At 64.9% G+C, this 16,473-nt stretch carries 17 protein-coding genes; 14 read left to right on the top strand and 3 right to left on the bottom strand.

Going from position 1 to position 16,473, the window contains the following annotated elements:
- Positions 1-4: 4 nt before the first annotated feature.
- Together HNE04_RS08925 and HNE04_RS08920 are read right to left on the bottom strand one after the other, a co-directional pair.
- Entirely contained in the window at positions 5-991 is a 987-nt protein-coding gene (locus HNE04_RS08925) for a sialic acid TRAP transporter substrate-binding protein SiaP (protein ID WP_172218191.1), read from the bottom strand.
- 33 nt (positions 992-1,024) lie between these two features.
- Positions 1,025-1,741, bottom strand: coding sequence for a FadR/GntR family transcriptional regulator (locus HNE04_RS08920; protein ID WP_172218190.1), 717 nt, complete (start codon positions 1,739-1,741; stop codon positions 1,025-1,027).
- 109 nt (positions 1,742-1,850) lie between these two features.
- On the opposite strand from HNE04_RS08920, the gene HNE04_RS08915 reads away from it, so the two are divergent.
- From HNE04_RS08915 to HNE04_RS08905, 3 genes are read left to right on the top strand one after another with little or no spacing between them, the layout of a single operon-like run.
- Entirely contained in the window at positions 1,851-2,585 is a 735-nt protein-coding gene (locus tag HNE04_RS08915) for an SDR family oxidoreductase (protein ID WP_172218189.1), read from the top strand.
- Complete coding sequence (locus HNE04_RS08910; RefSeq protein WP_172218188.1) at positions 2,582-3,328, top strand: SDR family NAD(P)-dependent oxidoreductase; 747 nt, start codon at positions 2,582-2,584, stop codon at positions 3,326-3,328. Before HNE04_RS08915 ends, HNE04_RS08910 begins: the two co-directional genes overlap by 4 nt.
- A 25-nt stretch (positions 3,329-3,353) precedes the next feature.
- A complete protein-coding gene (locus tag HNE04_RS08905) occupies positions 3,354-4,202 on the top strand; it encodes a fumarylacetoacetate hydrolase family protein (RefSeq protein ID WP_172218187.1) in 849 nt (282 codons plus the stop codon).
- Here HNE04_RS08905 and HNE04_RS08900 read toward each other — a convergent pair.
- Positions 4,192-5,295, bottom strand: a complete 1,104-nt coding sequence (locus HNE04_RS08900; RefSeq protein WP_328700302.1) for an ATP-grasp domain-containing protein — start codon at positions 5,293-5,295, stop codon at positions 4,192-4,194. The genes HNE04_RS08905 and HNE04_RS08900 overlap by 11 nt on opposite strands.
- Before the next feature lie 219 nt (positions 5,296-5,514).
- On the opposite strand from HNE04_RS08900, the gene HNE04_RS08895 reads away from it, so the two are divergent.
- The 11 genes from HNE04_RS08895 (at position 5,515) to HNE04_RS08845 (ending at position 16,390) form a co-directional block, all read left to right on the top strand.
- Complete coding sequence (locus tag HNE04_RS08895; protein ID WP_172218185.1) at positions 5,515-6,222, top strand: TetR/AcrR family transcriptional regulator; 708 nt, start codon at positions 5,515-5,517, stop codon at positions 6,220-6,222.
- Between the two features lie 4 nt (positions 6,223-6,226).
- Positions 6,227-8,023: an acyl-CoA dehydrogenase C-terminal domain-containing protein gene (locus HNE04_RS08890; protein WP_172218184.1), complete on the top strand. Its 1,797-nt coding sequence runs from the start codon at positions 6,227-6,229 to the stop codon at positions 8,021-8,023.
- Positions 8,024-8,031: 8 nt separating this feature from the next.
- On the top strand, positions 8,032-8,451 hold the full coding sequence (locus HNE04_RS08885; RefSeq protein ID WP_407926596.1) for a DUF2147 domain-containing protein: 420 nt from the start codon (positions 8,032-8,034) through the stop codon (positions 8,449-8,451).
- Positions 8,452-8,535: 84 nt separating this feature from the next.
- Positions 8,536-10,935, top strand: coding sequence for a 3-hydroxyacyl-CoA dehydrogenase/enoyl-CoA hydratase family protein (locus HNE04_RS08880; RefSeq protein ID WP_172218460.1), 2,400 nt, complete (start codon positions 8,536-8,538; stop codon positions 10,933-10,935).
- A 10-nt stretch (positions 10,936-10,945) separates the two neighbouring features.
- Positions 10,946-11,362: an endonuclease domain-containing protein gene (locus HNE04_RS08875; protein WP_235964888.1), complete on the top strand. Its 417-nt coding sequence runs from the start codon at positions 10,946-10,948 to the stop codon at positions 11,360-11,362.
- Positions 11,363-11,387: 25 nt separating this feature from the next.
- Positions 11,388-12,593, top strand: coding sequence for an acetyl-CoA C-acyltransferase (locus tag HNE04_RS08870; protein WP_172218182.1), 1,206 nt, complete (start codon positions 11,388-11,390; stop codon positions 12,591-12,593).
- A gap of 18 nt (positions 12,594-12,611) precedes the next feature.
- On the top strand, positions 12,612-13,481 hold the full coding sequence (locus HNE04_RS08865; RefSeq protein WP_172218181.1) for an alpha/beta hydrolase family protein: 870 nt from the start codon (positions 12,612-12,614) through the stop codon (positions 13,479-13,481).
- Entirely contained in the window at positions 13,478-14,287 is an 810-nt protein-coding gene (locus HNE04_RS08860) for an acyl-CoA thioesterase (RefSeq protein WP_172218180.1), read from the top strand. The genes HNE04_RS08865 and HNE04_RS08860 overlap by 4 nt, the downstream gene beginning before the upstream one ends.
- A 4-nt stretch (positions 14,288-14,291) precedes the next feature.
- Entirely contained in the window at positions 14,292-15,026 is a 735-nt protein-coding gene (locus HNE04_RS08855) for an SDR family oxidoreductase (RefSeq protein WP_172218179.1), read from the top strand.
- The gene (locus HNE04_RS08850) at positions 15,027-15,626 is read left to right on the top strand and encodes a 2-hydroxychromene-2-carboxylate isomerase (protein ID WP_172218178.1); all 600 of its coding nucleotides are present in this window, start codon (positions 15,027-15,029) and stop codon (positions 15,624-15,626) included.
- The gene (locus HNE04_RS08845) at positions 15,623-16,390 is read left to right on the top strand and encodes an enoyl-CoA hydratase (RefSeq protein WP_172218177.1); all 768 of its coding nucleotides are present in this window, start codon (positions 15,623-15,625) and stop codon (positions 16,388-16,390) included. The genes HNE04_RS08850 and HNE04_RS08845 overlap by 4 nt, the downstream gene beginning before the upstream one ends.
- Positions 16,391-16,473: the final 83 nt, after the last annotated feature.

Below are 16,473 nucleotides of genomic sequence, written 5' to 3'. Positions count from 1 at the left end.
GGCTTTACTTGATGGCCAGGATGCGGTCGTAATCCTGCTGGCGATAACCGTGATCCGTGGGCTTGGTGTTCTTGAGAACGGCCTCGCGGAACGCGTTCTTGTCGACCGTGATCACGTTGTTGCCCTTCTTCTTGAACTCTTCCGTCAGGCGTACTTCGGAGGCGATGATTTCGCGGCCGGTCTTTTCGGCGGCTTCCTGCATCACGTCGGTGAAGATCTTCTTCTCGGCCTCGGAGAGCTTGCCCCACAGCTGGCCGGAGGTCACGGTGAGCAGCGAGTCGACGATGTGGCCGGTCAGCGAGATGTTCTTCTGCACCTCGAAGAACTTCTTGGCCTCGATGGTGGGCAGCGGGTTTTCCTGCGCATCCACGGTGCCGTTCTGCAACGCCAGGTAGACCTCGGCGAAGGCGATCGGGGTCGGGTTGGCGCCCAGCGACTTGGGGAAGGCCAGGTAGGCCGGCGCGTCCGGAACCCGGATCTTCAGGCCCTTCATGTCTTCGGGCTTCTGGATCGGGCGGTTGGACGTGACCTGGCGCGCGCCGTAGTAGGTCAGCGCCGTGATGTGGTTGGATGTCTTGTCGTCGTAGCCCTTGGCCAGTTCACGGAACACATCGCTCTTGGCGTACTTCAGCTGGTGCTCAGCGTCGCGGAAGATGAAGGGGAAGTAGGTGATCGCGAGCGGCTTGTAGCTGCTGGCGGCGAAGCTGGCGCCAGTGAGGATGATGTCCACCGTTCCCAGCGTCAGGCCCTGGTTGATGTCGGATTCCTTGCCCAGCGAGGAGGCCGGGAACACTTGCACTTCGTACTTGCCGTTGGTGCGCTTCTTGATTTCGTCGCCGGCCCACACCGACCACTTATGGAAGGGCTCGGAGGTTTCGTACACGTGCGCCCATTTGAGCTTGGTCTGCGCGTGCGCGGCGCCGAACGGTGCGGCGGCGGCCGCCAGAACGGCGCTGGCCGCGATGAGTTTCAGAGTGAGGCGTTTGTCCATGAAGTCTCCTGTGGTTGGTTGGGTTATGGCTGGTCAGGATGGGTTGGCGCGGCGCCAACTCGCGCTGAATCGGGCGTGGGCCTTGTCCATGTGCTGCTGCATCGCGGCCCGCGCGCCTTGCGCATCGTGGGCACGGATGGCTTCGAGCACGGCCTCGTGCTCGGCGATGGCCATGCGCCAGGACGGAACGGTTTCGAAATAGTCGCCCAGCCGCTCGAACAGCGGACCACGGCGCGCGTCCCAGAAGGTCTGCACGGTTTCCAGCAGCACCACGTTGTCGCAGGCCTGGGCAATGGCGGTGTGGAAGGCGCGATCGCCGGCCAGCGGAGCTATGCCGCGGTCGGTGTCCTGTTGCATCAGTTCGATGGCGTCCTGGATCGCCTGGATGTGCTTGCGCTTGGCCTGGGTGGCGGCCAGGGATGCGATCTCACCCTCGATCACCCGGCGCGCGCGGATCAGCTCGAGCGGCCCCCATTCGGCCGGCGGCACCTTGCGATCGTCGCCGCGCGTGCGTCCGCCGCGCTCCAGCACGTACACGCCCGAGCCGGTGCGCACCTCGACCCAGCCTTCGACTTCCAGCGCGATCAGGGCTTCGCGCACCGACGGCCGGCTCACCCCGAACTGTTTGGCCAGGTCGCGCTCGGCCGGCAGCCTGCTGCCGGGTGTGAATTCGCCTGCCGTCATCAGCGTGCGCAACTGCTCGGCAATCTGCCGGTACAGGCGTTGCGGTTCTACGATTTGCACGGGCATCAGGGTTAGCCAGAAGTGGCCAAGTGGTAAGACCAATTAATATGGCGTCAAACAACGGCCGCGGCATCCGGCAAAACCCTGTAGCAGCGGCTTAACCCGTGGAGAAGCGATGAGACTCAAAGGAAAAACCGTGCTGGTCACCGCAGCCGGGCAGGGCATCGGCCGCGCCAGTGCCTTGGCTCTGGCGGCTGAGGGGGCCGAGGTCTGGGCCACCGACATCAACCCCCAGCTGCTGGAGCATTACCAAGGCGTGGAGCGGGTCCATGCCGCGGCGCTCGACGTGCTGGACAAGGCGGCGTTGGTGCGGCTGGTCGCGAGCTTGCCGGCCGTGGACGTGCTCTTCAACTGCGCCGGCTTCGTGCACAGCGGTACCGTGCTGCAAGCCACCGACGAGGAGTGGAACTTCGCGCTCAACCTGAACGTGCGCGCGCAGTTCTGGACCATACAGGCCGTGCTGCCCAGGATGCTGGCCGCCGGGCGCGGCAGCATCATCAACATGGCCAGCGTGTGCAGCAGCATCAAGGGCCTGCCCAACCGCTTCATCTACGGCACCACCAAGGCGGCGGTGATCGGCCTCACGAAGAGCGTGGCGGCGGACTATGTGGCGGACGGTATCCGCTGCAACGCCATCTGCCCTGGTACGGTGGACACGCCCTCCCTGCAGGACCGCATCAACGCCAACGCCGATCCCGAGGCGGCGCGCAAGGGCTTCATCTCCCGCCAGCCCATGGGCCGCCTGGCGCAAGCCCACGAGATCGCGCCGCTGGTCGTGTTCCTGGCCAGTGACGAGTCGGTGTTCGTCACCGGGCAGGCGTATGCCGTGGACGGTGGCATCACCATATGAACCAGCTGGATTTCCAAGGCCGCCACGCTGTCGTCACCGGCGGCGCCACCGGCCTGGGCTATGCCATTGCGCAGCGGCTGATCCAGTCCGGCGGCAGCGTCACCCTGTGGGACCGCGACGAGGCAGCCGCGGCCGAGGCCGCTCTTGCGCTGGGCGCGAAGGCCCATTCGGTGCCGGTCGATGTTTCCGTCCACGAATCGGTGCAGGCCGCCGTGCAAGCCACCTTGCAGCGGGCTTCTCGCATCGACGCGCTGGTCAACAGCGCCGGCATCACCGGGCCCAACACCAGCCTGTGGGACTACCCGGTGCAAGCCTGGCGGGAGGTGATGGACGTCAACCTCAACGGCCTGTTCTATTGCTGCCGCGAGGTCGTGCCGGTGATGCGCGAAGCCGGCTACGGCCGCATCGTCAACATCGCATCGGTCGCGGGCAAGGACGGCAACCCCAACGCCAGTGCCTACAGCGCCAGCAAGGCGGCGGTGATGGCCCTGACCAAGTCGCTGGGCAAGGAGCTCGCCGACACCGGCATTCGCGTCAATTGCGTTACGCCGGCCGCTGTCAAAACCGCTATCTTCGACCAGATGAGCGAACAGCACATCCAGTTCATGCTGTCCAAGATTCCCATGGGCCGATTCGGCACGCCCGAAGAAGTGGCGGCGCTGGTCGGCTGGCTTTGCACCGAGGAATGTTCGTTCTCCACCGGCGCGGTATTCGACCTGTCCGGCGGACGCGCCACCTATTAAAGAACAACCGAAAGGAAAGAAAGAAATGAAACTGGTTCGCTACGGCAACCCCGGGAAGGAAAAGCCCGGCCTCATCGATCTGGAAGGCAGGCTGCACGACTTGAGCAGCATCGTGCCCGACATCGGCCCGGCCCAACTCGGCAGCGTGGGCATGTCCCGCCTGCGCAAGGTCAACCCGGACAAGCTGCCGCTGGTGCGCGGCACGCCGCGCTTCGCTTGCCCGGTCGCGCAGGTCGGCAAGTTCATCGCCATCGGCCTCAACTACGCCGACCATGCCGCCGAATCGGGCGTGCCGATCCCGAAGGAGCCGGTGGTGTTCATGAAGGCGACCAGCTGCATCCAGGGAGCCAACGACCCGGTGATGCTGCCGCGTGGATCGGTCAAGTCCGACTGGGAAGTGGAGCTTGGGGTGGTGATCGGCACGCGTGCGCGCTATGTGTCCAAGAAGGACGCGCTGGCCCATGTGGCCGGGTACTGCGTGATCAACGACGTGAGCGAGCGCGAGTACCAGCTGGAGCGCGGCCCGCAATGGGACAAGGGCAAGGGCTGCGACACCTTCGGCCCGATCGGTCCCTGGTTGGTGACGCCGGACGAAATCGAGAACGTGCAGCGCCTGGACATGTGGCTGGACGTGAACGGCAAGCGCATGCAGACCGGCAACACCCGCACCATGATCTTCGACGTGGCCAAGCTGGTGAGCTACGTCAGCCACTTCATGACCTTGCTGCCCGGCGATGTGATCACCACCGGCACGCCGCCCGGCGTCGGCTTGGGCATGAAGCCGCCGGTCTACCTCAAGAAGGGCGACGTGATGACGCTAGGGATCCAGGGGCTGGGCGAGCAGCGGCAGACGGTGGTGCCGTTCAAGGCGTAGCGAGAGGGCGAAGCGGCACCTTGCTGCGATCCAGGAATCTCGATGCCATCCCGGGCATTTCCCGCGCGAGCTGGCCCAGGGAATAGGGGTCGAACAGCCTGGCGCGCAACAGACGCCCGGTTTCGCCGCTGTCGGAAAAGAGCGGCCGCCAGGCGGAGGGCCGCAGCAGGGGATGGCGGGTGTGAAATCTGCCTGAGGTGAGCCGCCGCGGGCGCTCTTGCGGTCCCGGCGGCTTGACGCTTTCGGCTACGAAGTTCAGCCCGCATCCCACGGCGGCCACCAGCGAGGCCCAGAAACGCGGGTTGGACTCGACGAGAAAAACTTCTCCGGTGCGCTTGTCGAGGCGCACATCGACATTCATGACGCCGTGGTAGCCGCTGGCGCGGCAGAGCCTTTCGGCCATCTCTTCCAGCTGGGTATGGGGTACGAAGTCCATCCAGGAGCCTTCGATCCGGTGGATGGATAACGCGCCAAGGCGGCCGTGCACCGAAAGCAGGTTGATGTCCATGTCCATCCCATCGACATATCGCTGGGCGATCAGGGGTTCGTGCTGATAGCGCGGGTTGAGGAGTATTTCTTCCTCGAAGATTTCCTGGCTGCCCACGATCTGCACGCCAAGCGAGCCGGAGCAGTTCGTGGGCTTGATCACAAAGGGCAAGCCCAACTGGGCCTCGAGCGCGCTGAAATCCAGATTTTCCTTCGAACCGATCCAGCGGGTTGCGGGCGCCGGAAGCCCATTGGCCACGCAGAAATGGTAGAAGCGCCATTTGTCGTCGAACATCTCGAGAGTCGGCAGGTCGGGCACGGGAATGGAGGAGAGCGCCAACCTGCCGCCTACGCGGTTCACCAGCCTGATGCCCTCGCAGTCGAAGGGGATCAGCATGGCCTGGGGCGCTTTCGCTGCCAGATCGTTGATCCGGCGCACCGACCTCTCGTCGTCGTCGAAGTCGATCAGCACATGGCGCGTGCAAAGCCGCGACCAGCGCAGCGCCGCCGTTTCCTTGCTACCCGCAAGAAAGCAGGTTTCGTCGCCGAAGCTTCGCACCGCCTGAAGCACAGGCAGCGCAATGCGAGCGCTGTTTCCGACAAGCACGAAGGGCAATCGCGGTCTCCTGTGAGCGCGTCATGACGTTTGCTGCGACGAGAGGGACACGTTAGCAAGTTCAGCAATGGCCCGGGCCCTCTTTCGTACTCATCTAGGGTTTACCCGCGAGATCGCTAGAAACACCCCTCTAGAACGCCCACGGTCCGGTTGCCCGGCCCTGTTTCATGCAAAATAGTACGACCGTTCGTTTTATTTTGCCTGGAACCCATGTCCGTCACTGAATTGCCTCTCAAGTCGCCTCGCACCACGCGTGAAGGCCGTGCCCTGCAAAAGGGCCAGCAGACCAAGGCTGCGATCGTCGATGCGGCGCTGGGCCTGGCCACGCAGATCGGCCTGGAAGGCCTCTCGATCGGTGCCCTGGCCGAAGTCACGCAGATGAGCAAGTCGGGCGTGTTCGCCCATTTCGGCTCCCGCGAGGAATTGCAGATCTCCGTGATCCGCGAATACCACTCGCGGTTCGAGGAAGAGGTCTTCTACCCGGCCATGCAGGAGCCGCGCGGGCTGCCGCGCCTGCGCGCGCTGTTCAGGAACTGGATGAACCGCACCTCGATCGAAATCGATTCGGGCTGCATCTACATCAGCGGCGCCGTCGAGTTCGACGACCGCACGGGCCCGGTGCGCGATGCGCTGGTGGGCTCCGTCAAGTCCTGGCTGGCCGCGATGAACCGCGCCGTGGTCCAGGCCAAGGAAGAGGGCCACCTGCGCGCCGACATCGACGAGCAGCAGCTGGCATTCGAGATCCACGGCCTGATCCTGGCGTTGCACTACGAGGCCCGCTTCCTGAAGAACCCCGGCTCGATAGACCGCGCCAACGCCGGTTTCGACAACATCCTCAAGCTGTACGGTGCGCAGGACGCGCTGCCCGCCCGCTTGCCCAACAAGTCCACCAAATCAACCAAAGCCTCGAAGGAGTAACACGATGCCCAGCTACACCCCGCCCCTGCGCGACATGCGATTCGTCATGCACGAAGTGCTCAAGGTCGCCGATGAATTCAAGGCCATTCCCAAATACGGCGATGCCGACGCGGACACGATCAACGCGGTGCTGGAAGAAGCCGGCAAATTCGCTTCCGAAGTCACTTTCCCGCTGAACATGAGCGGCGACGAGGAAGGCTGCAAGCTGAACAAGGAAACGCACGAAGTCACTACGCCCAAGGGCTTCAAGGAAGCGTACGCGCAGTACGTCGAAGCGGGCTGGCCGGCGCTGAGCTGCGATCCCGCCTATGGCGGCCAGGGCCTGCCGCTGGTGGTGAACCAGTGCTTCTACGAAATGCTCAATAGCGCCAACCAGGCGTGGACCATGTACCCCGGCCTCACGCATGGCGCCTACGCCGCGCTGAGCACGCACGGCACGGACGAGCAGAAGCAAACCTACCTGCCCAAGATGACGAGCGGCGAATGGACCGGCACCATGTGCCTGACCGAGCCGCATTGCGGCACCGACCTGGGCCTGATGCGCACCAAGGCCGAGCCCCAGCCCGATGGCAGCTACCGCATCACGGGCAACAAGATCTTCATCAGCGCCGGTGAACACGACATGGCGCAGAACATCATCCATCTGGTGCTCGCGCGCCTGCCGGATGCGCCTCCCGGCATCAAGGGCGTCAGCCTGTTCATCGTCCCGAAATTCCTGGTGAGCAAGGACGGCACACTGGGCAAGCGCAACGGCATCTACTGTGGCGGCCTGGAGCACAAGATGGGCATCCACGGCAATTCGACGGCGCAGATCGTGATCGACGGCGCTTCCGGCTGGATGGTGGGGCAACCGAACAAGGGCATGCAGGCGATGTTCGTGATGATGAACGCAGCCCGCCTGGGCGTCGGCAACCAGTCGCTGGGCCTGACCGAGGTGGCCTACCAGAACGCGCTGGCCTATGCCAAGGACCGCATCCAGATGCGTTCGCTGTCCGGACCCAAGGCCAAGGACAAGCCGGCCGATCCGATCATCGTGCACCCGGACGTGCGCAAGATGCTGCTCACGGCCAAGGCCTACGCCGAAGGCGGCCGCGCGCTGTCGATCTTCTGCGCCGTGCTGCTGGACAAGGCGCACTACCACCCCGACGAAAAGGTCCGCAAGGACAGCGACGAACTACTCTCGCTGCTCACCCCCATCGCCAAGGCCTTCAGCACCGACAACGGCCACATCGCCACCAATGCCTGCATGCAGGTCTTCGGCGGCCACGGCTTCATCAAGGAATGGGGCATGGAGCAGTTCGTGCGCGACAACCGCATCAACATGATCTACGAAGGCACCAACACCATCCAGTCGCTGGACCTGCTGGGCCGCAAGGTGCTGGGCAACAACGGCGCCACGCTCAAGAAGTTCGGCAAGATGGTCGCCCAGCTGGTGGAAGAAGAAGGCGTCAACGAGAAGATGGCCGAGTTCATCAACCCCATCGCCTACCTGGGCGACCAGATGACCAAGTTCACGACCGAGCTGGGCTTCAAGGGTTTCCAGAATCCCGATGAGGTGGGCGCGGCGGCGGTGGACTACCTGCGCGTGGCAGGCCACTTGGTGCACGGCTACTTCTGGGCCCGCATGGCACAAGTGGCGCTGCGCGAGATCGCAGCCGGTAACACCGACCCGTTCTACCAGGCCAAGCTGCAGACGGCGCGCTTCTACTTCGCCAAGCTGTTCCCGGAAACCGCGACGCTGATGCGCACGGCCCGTTCCGGCAGCAAGGTGCTGATGGATACGGATCTGGCGCTGGCATGAAGCGACCAATGACAGCCCTTCTGTGGGTTGCCATGGCACCGGCTTTCGCGCAAGCGACGCCGGTGGGCGTGTGGCACAACATCGACGACAAGACCGGCGAGCCCAAGGCCCAGATTCGCATCGGCGAAACCGCGGGTGGGCTCAACGCACGCATCGAAAAGCTCCTGCGCAAGGACGCCAAGCCCGACGAGAAATGCGACGAGTGCAAGGACGACCGCAAGGACAAGCCCATGGTCGGCCTGGAGATCATCCGCGGGGCCAAGAAGGCCGTGGACAAGGAAGTGTGGGAAGGCGGAAAGATTCTCGACCCCGAGAACGGCCGCGAATACACGCTGCGCCTCACGCCCATCGAAGCCGGCAAGAAGCTCGAAGTGCGTGGCTCCTTCGGCCCCTTCGGGCGCACCCAGACCTGGGTTCGCGTCCAATAACCAATTCAGAAGTTCACCATGTACAAAGAACGTGAAGCACGTGGCCAGGCCGAGCCTGGCGCCAACAGCGAAAGGCCGAGAACCATGAGCCGTTTCCAGGTGAAGAAGGTCGCCGTGCTCGGCGCCGGCGTGATGGGTGCGCAGATCGCCGCGCACCTGGTCAACGTCAAGGTGCCGGTCGTCCTGTTCGACCTGCCCGCAAAGGAAGGCCCGAAGAACGGGATCGTCACCAAGGCCGTCGAGGGCTTGAAGAAACTCAAGCCTTCGCCGCTGGGCGTGGCCGACGACGCCGTGCTGATAGTCCAGGCCAATTACGAAGAGCACATGGAGCAATTGCGCGATTGCGACCTCATCATCGAGGCCATCGCCGAGCGCATGGACTGGAAGCTGGATCTGTACAAGAAGATCGCGCCGTTCATCGCACCGCACGCCATCGTCGCGTCCAACACCTCGGGCCTGTCGATCACCAAACTGTCCGAAGCGCTGCCCGAAGAGATCAAGCCGCGCTTTTGCGGCATCCATTTCTTCAACCCGCCGCGCTACATGTACCTGGTGGAGCTGATCAACACGCCCACCACCCGCCCCGAGATCCTGGATGACCTGGAGACCTTCGTCACCAGCGGCCTGGGCAAGGGCGTCGTACGCGCCAAGGACACGCCCAACTTCATCGCCAATCGCGTCGGCATCGCCGGCATGCTGGCCACGATGAGGGAAGTCGAGAAATTCGGCCTGACCTACGATGTGGTCGACGACCTCACCGGCAAGAAGCTGGGCCGCGCCAGCTCAGGCACGTTCCGCACTGCCGACGTGGTGGGCCTGGACACCATGGCCCATGTCGTCAAGACGCTGCAGGACAACCTGAACGCCGAGACCGACCCGTTCTACGAGAGCTTCGGCACGCCCGAAGTGCTCAAGACCCTGCTGGAGATGGGCAACCTGGGCCAGAAGACCAAGGCCGGTTTCTACAAGAAGGCCGGCCGCGACGTGCTGCGCTTCGACCTGGCGACCAAGGGCTATGTGCCCGGCGGCGAGAAGGCCGACGAGGTCTATGGCCGCATGCTCAAGAAGCCGGCCGGCGAGCGCCTGAAGCTGCTGCGCAACGCGGAAGGCGCGCAGGGCCAGTTCCTGTGGTCCATCCTGCGCAACAGCTTCCACTACGCCGCCGTGCACCTGGCCTCGATCGCCGAGACCGCGCGCGACGTGGACTTCGCGATGCGCTGGGGCTTCGGCATGAAGCAGGGCCCGTTCGAGCTGTGGCAGGAAGCGGGCTGGCTGCAGGTCGCCAACTGGATCAAGGAAGACATCGAATCGGGCAAGGCGCTGTCCAAAGCGCCGCTGCCCGAGTGGGTGTTCAAGGGCCCGGTGGCGGACGCCGGTGGCGTGCACACGCCCGAAGGCTCCTGGAACCCGACCTCGAAGAAATTCGAGCCGCGCCGCGTGCTGCCCGTGTACTCGCGCCAGCATTTCCCCGAGACGGTACTGGGCAGCAAGGCCCAGGGGTTCGAAACCGCGGGCAAGACGCTGCACGAGAACGCCGCGATCCGCCTGTGGACGATCGACAACGAAGTCGTGATCGCCAGCATCAAGACCAAGATGCATGCCATCAGCCCCGAGGTGGCCGAAGGCCTGCAGCTGGCCGTCGAGATGGCCGAGAAAGACTACCAGGGCGTGGTGATCTGGTCGGGCGACGATCCGTTCAGCGCCGGCGCCGACCTGCAAGCCATGCTGCCGGCCTTCATGGCCGTGGGCGTGAGCGCCATCGACGAGGCCGAGCACTTCCTGCAGCAGACCATGCTGCGCCTGCGTTATGCGAGCGTGCCCGTGGTTTCGGCCATCCGCGGCATGGCACTGGGCGGCGGTTGCGAGATCGCCGTGCACTCGGCCAAGCGCGTAGTGGCGATGGAAAGCTACATCGGCCTGGTCGAAGTGGGCGTGGGCCTGGTGCCGGGCGCCGGCGGCCTGGCCTACATCGCGCGCCGAGCTGCCGAGAACCAGGCGGCCTCGGTGCACAAGGACATCCTGCCGTTCCTGACCGAGGGCTTCACCGCCGCGGCGATGGCCAAGGTGGGGACCAGCGCGATCGAATCGCGCAAGCTCGGCTACCTGCTGGACAGCGACACCATCGTGCCGAACAAGGACGAGCTGCTGTTCGTGGCCTTGAACGAAGCCAAGGCGATGTTCACGGCCGGCTACCGCCCGCCCCACAAGCGCCAGTTCGCCGTGGCCGGCCGCAACGGCAAGGCCACCATCCAGGGCCAGCTGGTCAACATGCGTGACGGCGGCTTCATCAGCCAGCACGATTTCCATATCGCATCGCTCATCGCCAATGTGGTGACGGGTGGCGACGTGGACGCCGGCACGCTGGTGACCGAGGAGTACCTGATGGCGCTGGAGCGCCAGGCCTTCTGCTCGCTGCTGACCCATCCCAAGACGCAGGAACGCATCATGGGCATGCTGTCGACCGGCAAGCCGGTTCGCAACTGAGGGTAGGTGGTTGGACCGCGTCGACGACTCCGGCTCCCTCTCCCGCTTGCGGGAGAGGGCTGGGGTGAGGGCGCGGGCCCTGCGAAAAGGCCAGACCGACGCCGAAGCCCTGCTGTGGTCCAGGCTGAGAAACCGGCAGGTTCTCGACTTGAAGTTTCGGCGACAGCACCCCTTGGGCCACTACTTCGCGGACTTTGCCTGCCTGGAGATTCGCTTGGTCATAGAACTGGACGGCGGTCAACACAATGAGTCGGCAGCCGCCGACTACGACCGAGTGCGCGCGGCCGATATGGCCGCCCTCGGCTTCAGGACGCTGCGCTTCTGGAACAACGAAGTGCTGAATGAGACGGACGGTGTGATGGAAAAGATCCGGCAATCGGCCGAGGCCCTCACCCCAACCCTCTCCCGCAAGCGGGAGAGGGAGTGAAGACACACTGAAAAGGAATACTCCTATGAAACAGATTCAAGAAGCCTACATCGTCGCGGCCACGCGCACACCGATCGGGCGGTCGCATCGTGGCTACTTTCGCAACACCCGTCCAGACGACCTGCTGGCCACCGCGCTGCGCGCTGCGCTGGCCCAGGTGCCGGGGTTGGACCCGCACGCCATCGAGGACGTGATCTGCGGCTGCGCCATCCCCGAGGCCCAGCAGGGCCTGAACGTGGCGCGCATCGGCGCGGTGCTGGCCGGCCTGCCCAAGAGCGTGGGCGGCATCACCGTCAATCGCTTCTGCGCTTCGGGCCTGTCGGCCGTGCAGATGGCCGCCGATCGCATCCGCGTCGGTGAAGCCGACGTGATGATCGCCGCGGGCACCGAGAGCATGAGCATGGTGCCGATGATGGGCAACTCGCCGTCGCTGTCGCCCACCATCTTCTCCAACCCCGACGACATCGAGAGCTATGGCATTGCCTATGGCATGGGCCTCACGGCGGAGAAGGTTGCCCAGCAGTGGAAGGTGAGCCGAGACGCGCAGGACGAATTTGCCTATCACTCCCACATGAAGGCCATCGCCGCCATGAAGGCCGGCGAGTTCGCCAATGAGATCACGCCGGTTGAAGTGTCCGAGCGATCGGTCGATCTCGATTCGGCCGAGGTGGCGGTGAAGAAGCGTACCGTCAACCTCGACGAAGGCGCGCGTCCCGACACCACCGTGGAGGGACTGGCCAAGCTCAAGACCGTGTTTGCCGCGCGCGGCTCGGTCACGGCCGGCAACAGCTCGCAGACTTCCGACGGCGCGGGCGCGCTGATCCTGGCTAGCGAAGCGGCTGTCAAGCGCTTCGGCCTGAAGCCCTTGGCTCGCTTTGTCAGCTACGCCAGCCGTGGTGTGCCGCCGCACATCATGGGCATCGGCCCGATCGAGGCCATTCCTGCTGCGCTGCGCTATGCCGGGTTGAAGCACGAGGACATCGACTGGTTCGAACTCAACGAGGCTTTTGCCGCGCAGTCGCTGGCCGTCATCAATACGCTCGGTCTGGATGCGAGCAAGGTCAACCCCATGGGCGGCGCCATCGCGCTGGGCCACCCGCTGGGCGCCACCGGCGCTATCCGGTCGGCGACAGTGGTGCACGCCTTGCAGCGCAAGAATCTGAAGTACGGCATGGTCACGATGTGCGTGGGCATGGGGCAGGGCGCTGCGGGCATTTTCGAGCGGGTGTAAACAACCCAGGAGATCGACATGAAGGCTGAGACGATTCAAGCGGCCGACGGCACGAAGCTGTCGACCCGCATTTACGAGCCGGACAGCCCGGACCGGGGCAGCGTCGTGATCGGCGGCGCCATGGGCGTACGCCAGGACTATTACGCGTCGTTTGCCCAATGGCTCGCCGGCCAGGGCTGGCGCGTCACCACCTTCGACTACCGCGGCTCCGGCGACTCCGGGCCCGGCGGCAAGGGCCTGCGCGGCTTCAAGGCCGACCTGTTCGACTGGACGCGCGACTACGAAGCAGCCATCGACCATGCGCACGCCGCATTGCCCGAGCGCCCGCTGTACCTGCTGGGCCACAGCCTGGGTGCGCAGCTGCCTGGCCTGTTGAATAACCAGCACAAGGTCAGCGGCATGCTGAGCGTGGCCGCCGGCAGCGGCTACTGGCGCGAGAACGCCCCGCAGCTCAAGCGCATCGTTTTCTATTTCTGGTTCGTGCTGGTCCCGCTGGCAACCAGCTTGTTCGGCTACTTCCCCGGGCGCAAGCTGCGCAAGGTCGGCGACCTGCCCGCCGGCGTCGTCATGCAGTGGCGCAAGTGGTGCCTGAATCCCAAGTACAGCGTGGGCGCCGAGGGCGAGGCCGTGCGGCAGCGCTATGCCAATGCCCGCTTCCCGGTGCATGCCTTGTCGATCACCGACGATGAACTGATGACGCTGGTCGGCACCCACAGCCTGATCAACCTCTATGAGAACGCTCCGCGCGACGTGGAGCGCATCGCGCCGGGCGATCTGGGTGTGCGCCGGCTCGGCCACTTCGGCCCCTTCCGCAGCGAACACGAGGCCCAGCTCTGGCCGCGCATGGCCCAATGGTTCAGCGGGCTGTCCGACCCGAAGGCCGCATGAACTCGCACGTGTTCGACGCAGCGATTGCACTGGCCCCGCAGGGCGAGGGCGTTTGGCAGGGCTGCACCAGCCCGGCGTATTCCAACATGATCGGTCCGTTCGGCGGCGTGACGGCGGCGCAGGCGCTCAACGCGGTACTGCAGCACCCCCAGCGGTTGGGCGATCCGGTGGCGCTCACGGTCAATTTCGCGGCCGCCTTGGCCGACGGGCCGTTTGTGGCCCAGGCCCGTCCGGCCCGCACCAATCGTTCCACACAGCACTGGATCGTCGAGGTCCGCCAGGGTGATCAGACCGTGTTGACCGCCACCGCCGTGACGGCGGTGCGGCGGGATACATGGGGCGCCACCGACGTGCCCATGCCGGAGGTGCCGCGTCCGCACGACGTGCCGCCCCGGGAAGGGCCTGGCCGTGTCGCGTGGATCGAGCGCTACGACATGCGTTTCCTGGCCGGCACATTTCCTCCCGCCTGGGACGGCGCAGAGGGCAAGGACAGCCGCACCCTTTTGTGGGTACGCGACAACCCGCAGCGGCCCCTGGACTTCGCGTCGCTCACGGCCCTGTCCGATGTTTTCTTCCCGCGCATCTGGCGCCGGCGCGCCAAGCCAGTGCCGATAGGCACCGTGTCGATGACGATCTATTTCCATGCAGGCCAGGCGCAACTGCAAGCCACCGGCAGCGGCTACCTGCTCGGGCAGGCCCAGGCCCAGGCCTTCCACGACGGCTACTTCGACCAGACGGCCCAGTTGTGGAACGAGGCGGGCAAGCTGCTCGTGACGACGCACCAGGTCGTCTACTACAAGGAATGAAAAAATGAACCCCGTCGCTTTGATCGTAGGCGCGGGCGATGCGACGGGGGGCGCGATCGCCCGGCGTTTCGCGCGCGGCGGCTACACCGTGTGCGCTACCCGGCGCAGCCTGGACAAGCTCCAGCCCTTGCTGGACCGGATCAAGGCCGAAGGCGGCCAGGCCCATGGCTTCGCTTCCGACGCCCGCAAGGAAGAGGAGGTCGTCGCGCTCATCGAGCAGATCGAGTCCACCGTCGGCCCGATCGAGGTGCTGGTGTTCAACATCGGCGCCAACGTGCCCAGCAGCATCCTGGATGAGACGGCTCGCAAGTACTTCAAGATCTGGGAGATGGCCTGCCTGGGCGGTTTCCTGAACGGCCGGGAGGTCGCGAAGCGCATGGTGGCGCGTGAGGGCGACGGGCACAAGGGCACGATCATCTTCACCGGCGCCACGGCCTCGCTGCGCGGCTCGGCCAACTTCGCGGCGTTCGCCGGCGCCAAGCATGCGCTGCGGGCCCTGGCTCAAAGCATGGCACGCGAGCTGGGCCCGCGCGGTATCCACGTCGCGCACACCATCATCGATGGCGCCATAGACACCGAGTTCATCCGCGAAAATTTTCCGGAGCGCTACGCCCGCAAGGACAGCGACGGCATCCTCAACCCCGACCATATCGCCGACAACTACTGGATGCTGCACAAGCAGCCGCGCGATGCCTGGACCCACGAGCTGGACCTGAGGCCCTGGAATGAGAAGTTCTAAATGACCAAGACTGTTGAGTTCTATTTCGACGTCGGCAGCCCGGCGGCCTATGTGGCCTGGATGCGGTTGCCCCAACTGTGCGAAGAAGCCCGCGCCACCATCGCCTACAAGCCCATGCTGCTGGGCGGCGTGTTCCAGGCCACCGGCAACCATTCACCCATGACCGTGCCGGCAAAGGGCCGCTACATGGTCAGCGATCTGGAGCGCTTCGCGCAGCGCCACGGCATCCCTTTCAGCAACAATCCCTTCTTCCCCATCAACACGCTGACGCTGATGCGCGGCGCCACGGGGCTGCAGATGCGCGACGAGGCGCGCCTGGTGCACTACGTTGATTCGATGTACCGTGCGATCTGGGTCGACGGCAAGAACATGAACGACCCGGCGGTCGTCGCCGAGGTGCTGCAACAGGCCGGCTTCGATCCGATGGCGCTGCTGGCCCTGGCCAATGACCCCGAGGTCAAGGATCGCCTGAAGGCGGTGACGCAAGATGCCGTGGTCCGCGGCGTGTTCGGCGCGCCCACTTTTTTCGTCGATGGCCAGATGTACTGGGGCCAGGACCGGCTCGATTTTGTCAAGGAAGCACTGGAAGCAAGCATATGAGCAACGACATCCTCACCCACGTCGAGCGCGGCGTGATGACCATCACCCTGAACCGCCTGGATCGCAAGAACTCGATCACGGCCGCCATGTACGGCGCCATGGCAGACGCCTTGGCCGCGGCCGAGTCCGACGCCACTGTCCGAGTGGCCGTGCTGCAAGGCCACGAAACCGTGTTCAGCGCCGGCAACGACATCGGCGACTTCCTCAACAAGCCGCCGGCGGGGACGGACTCGCCCGTGTTCCGCTTCCTGCGCGGCATAGCGACCTTCCCCAAGCCGCTGCTCGCGGCCGTCTGCGGCCCGGCCGTCGGCGTGGGCACCACCATGCTGTTCCACTGCGACCTGGTCTATGCCGGCGACAACGCGGCGTTTTCCATGCCTTTCGTCAATCTGGGCCTGTGCCCCGAGGCCGCCTCCAGCCTGCTGGTGCCGCAGATGCTGGGTTACCACCGCGCGGCCGAGGCGCTGCTGCTCGGCGAGCCCTTCATGGCCGAGGCCGCGCTCGAAGTCGGGCTGGTCAATCGCGTCGTGCCGCCCACCGAAGCCAACAACGTCGCCCAGGCTGCGGCCAACAAGCTCGCGGCCAAGCCCCTGAGCGCCCTGGTCGAAACCAAGCGGCTGATGAAAAAGGGACAGCAGCAGCTGATCCTTCAGCAGATGGCCGATGAAGGCCAGAGCTTTTCGCGGATGCTGGGCGAGCCCGCGGCCAAGGAAGCGTTCGGCGCCTTCATGGAAAAACGCAAGCCCGACTTCTCGAAGGTGTGACGATTGTCATCCCGGGCTTGACCCGGGATCCACCTCTCGCCCGAAGATGTCTTGGCCGCAGTCGCATGGATTGCGGGTCAAGC

The organism is Caenimonas soli (assembly GCF_013155545.1).
Classification (GTDB): Bacteria; Pseudomonadota; Gammaproteobacteria; order Burkholderiales; family Burkholderiaceae_C; genus Ramlibacter; species Ramlibacter soli.
This window is presented reverse-complemented; position numbering and strand designations above follow the sequence as displayed.

What these genes read in the sequence shown, in the direction of transcription:
- HNE04_RS08925 (WP_172218191.1), bottom strand. Translation starts at nt 991, where the DNA reads ATGGACAAACGCCTCACTCTGAAACTCATCGCGGCCAGCGCCGTTCTG.
- HNE04_RS08920 (WP_172218190.1), bottom strand. Translation starts at nt 1,741, where the DNA reads ATGCCCGTGCAAATCGTAGAACCGCAACGCCTGTACCGGCAGATTGCC.
- HNE04_RS08915 (WP_172218189.1), top strand. Translation starts at nt 1,851, where the DNA reads ATGAGACTCAAAGGAAAAACCGTGCTGGTCACCGCAGCCGGGCAGGGC.
- HNE04_RS08910 (WP_172218188.1), top strand. Translation starts at nt 2,582, where the DNA reads ATGAACCAGCTGGATTTCCAAGGCCGCCACGCTGTCGTCACCGGCGGC.
- HNE04_RS08905 (WP_172218187.1), top strand. Translation starts at nt 3,354, where the DNA reads ATGAAACTGGTTCGCTACGGCAACCCCGGGAAGGAAAAGCCCGGCCTC.
- HNE04_RS08895 (WP_172218185.1), top strand. Translation starts at nt 5,515, where the DNA reads ATGTCCGTCACTGAATTGCCTCTCAAGTCGCCTCGCACCACGCGTGAA.
- HNE04_RS08890 (WP_172218184.1), top strand. Translation starts at nt 6,227, where the DNA reads ATGCCCAGCTACACCCCGCCCCTGCGCGACATGCGATTCGTCATGCAC.
- HNE04_RS08885 (WP_407926596.1), top strand. Translation starts at nt 8,032, where the DNA reads ATGACAGCCCTTCTGTGGGTTGCCATGGCACCGGCTTTCGCGCAAGCG.
- HNE04_RS08880 (WP_172218460.1), top strand. Translation starts at nt 8,536, where the DNA reads ATGAGCCGTTTCCAGGTGAAGAAGGTCGCCGTGCTCGGCGCCGGCGTG.
- HNE04_RS08870 (WP_172218182.1), top strand. Translation starts at nt 11,388, where the DNA reads ATGAAACAGATTCAAGAAGCCTACATCGTCGCGGCCACGCGCACACCG.
- HNE04_RS08865 (WP_172218181.1), top strand. Translation starts at nt 12,612, where the DNA reads ATGAAGGCTGAGACGATTCAAGCGGCCGACGGCACGAAGCTGTCGACC.
- HNE04_RS08860 (WP_172218180.1), top strand. Translation starts at nt 13,478, where the DNA reads ATGAACTCGCACGTGTTCGACGCAGCGATTGCACTGGCCCCGCAGGGC.
- HNE04_RS08855 (WP_172218179.1), top strand. Translation starts at nt 14,292, where the DNA reads ATGAACCCCGTCGCTTTGATCGTAGGCGCGGGCGATGCGACGGGGGGC.
- HNE04_RS08850 (WP_172218178.1), top strand. Translation starts at nt 15,027, where the DNA reads ATGACCAAGACTGTTGAGTTCTATTTCGACGTCGGCAGCCCGGCGGCC.
- HNE04_RS08845 (WP_172218177.1), top strand. Translation starts at nt 15,623, where the DNA reads ATGAGCAACGACATCCTCACCCACGTCGAGCGCGGCGTGATGACCATC.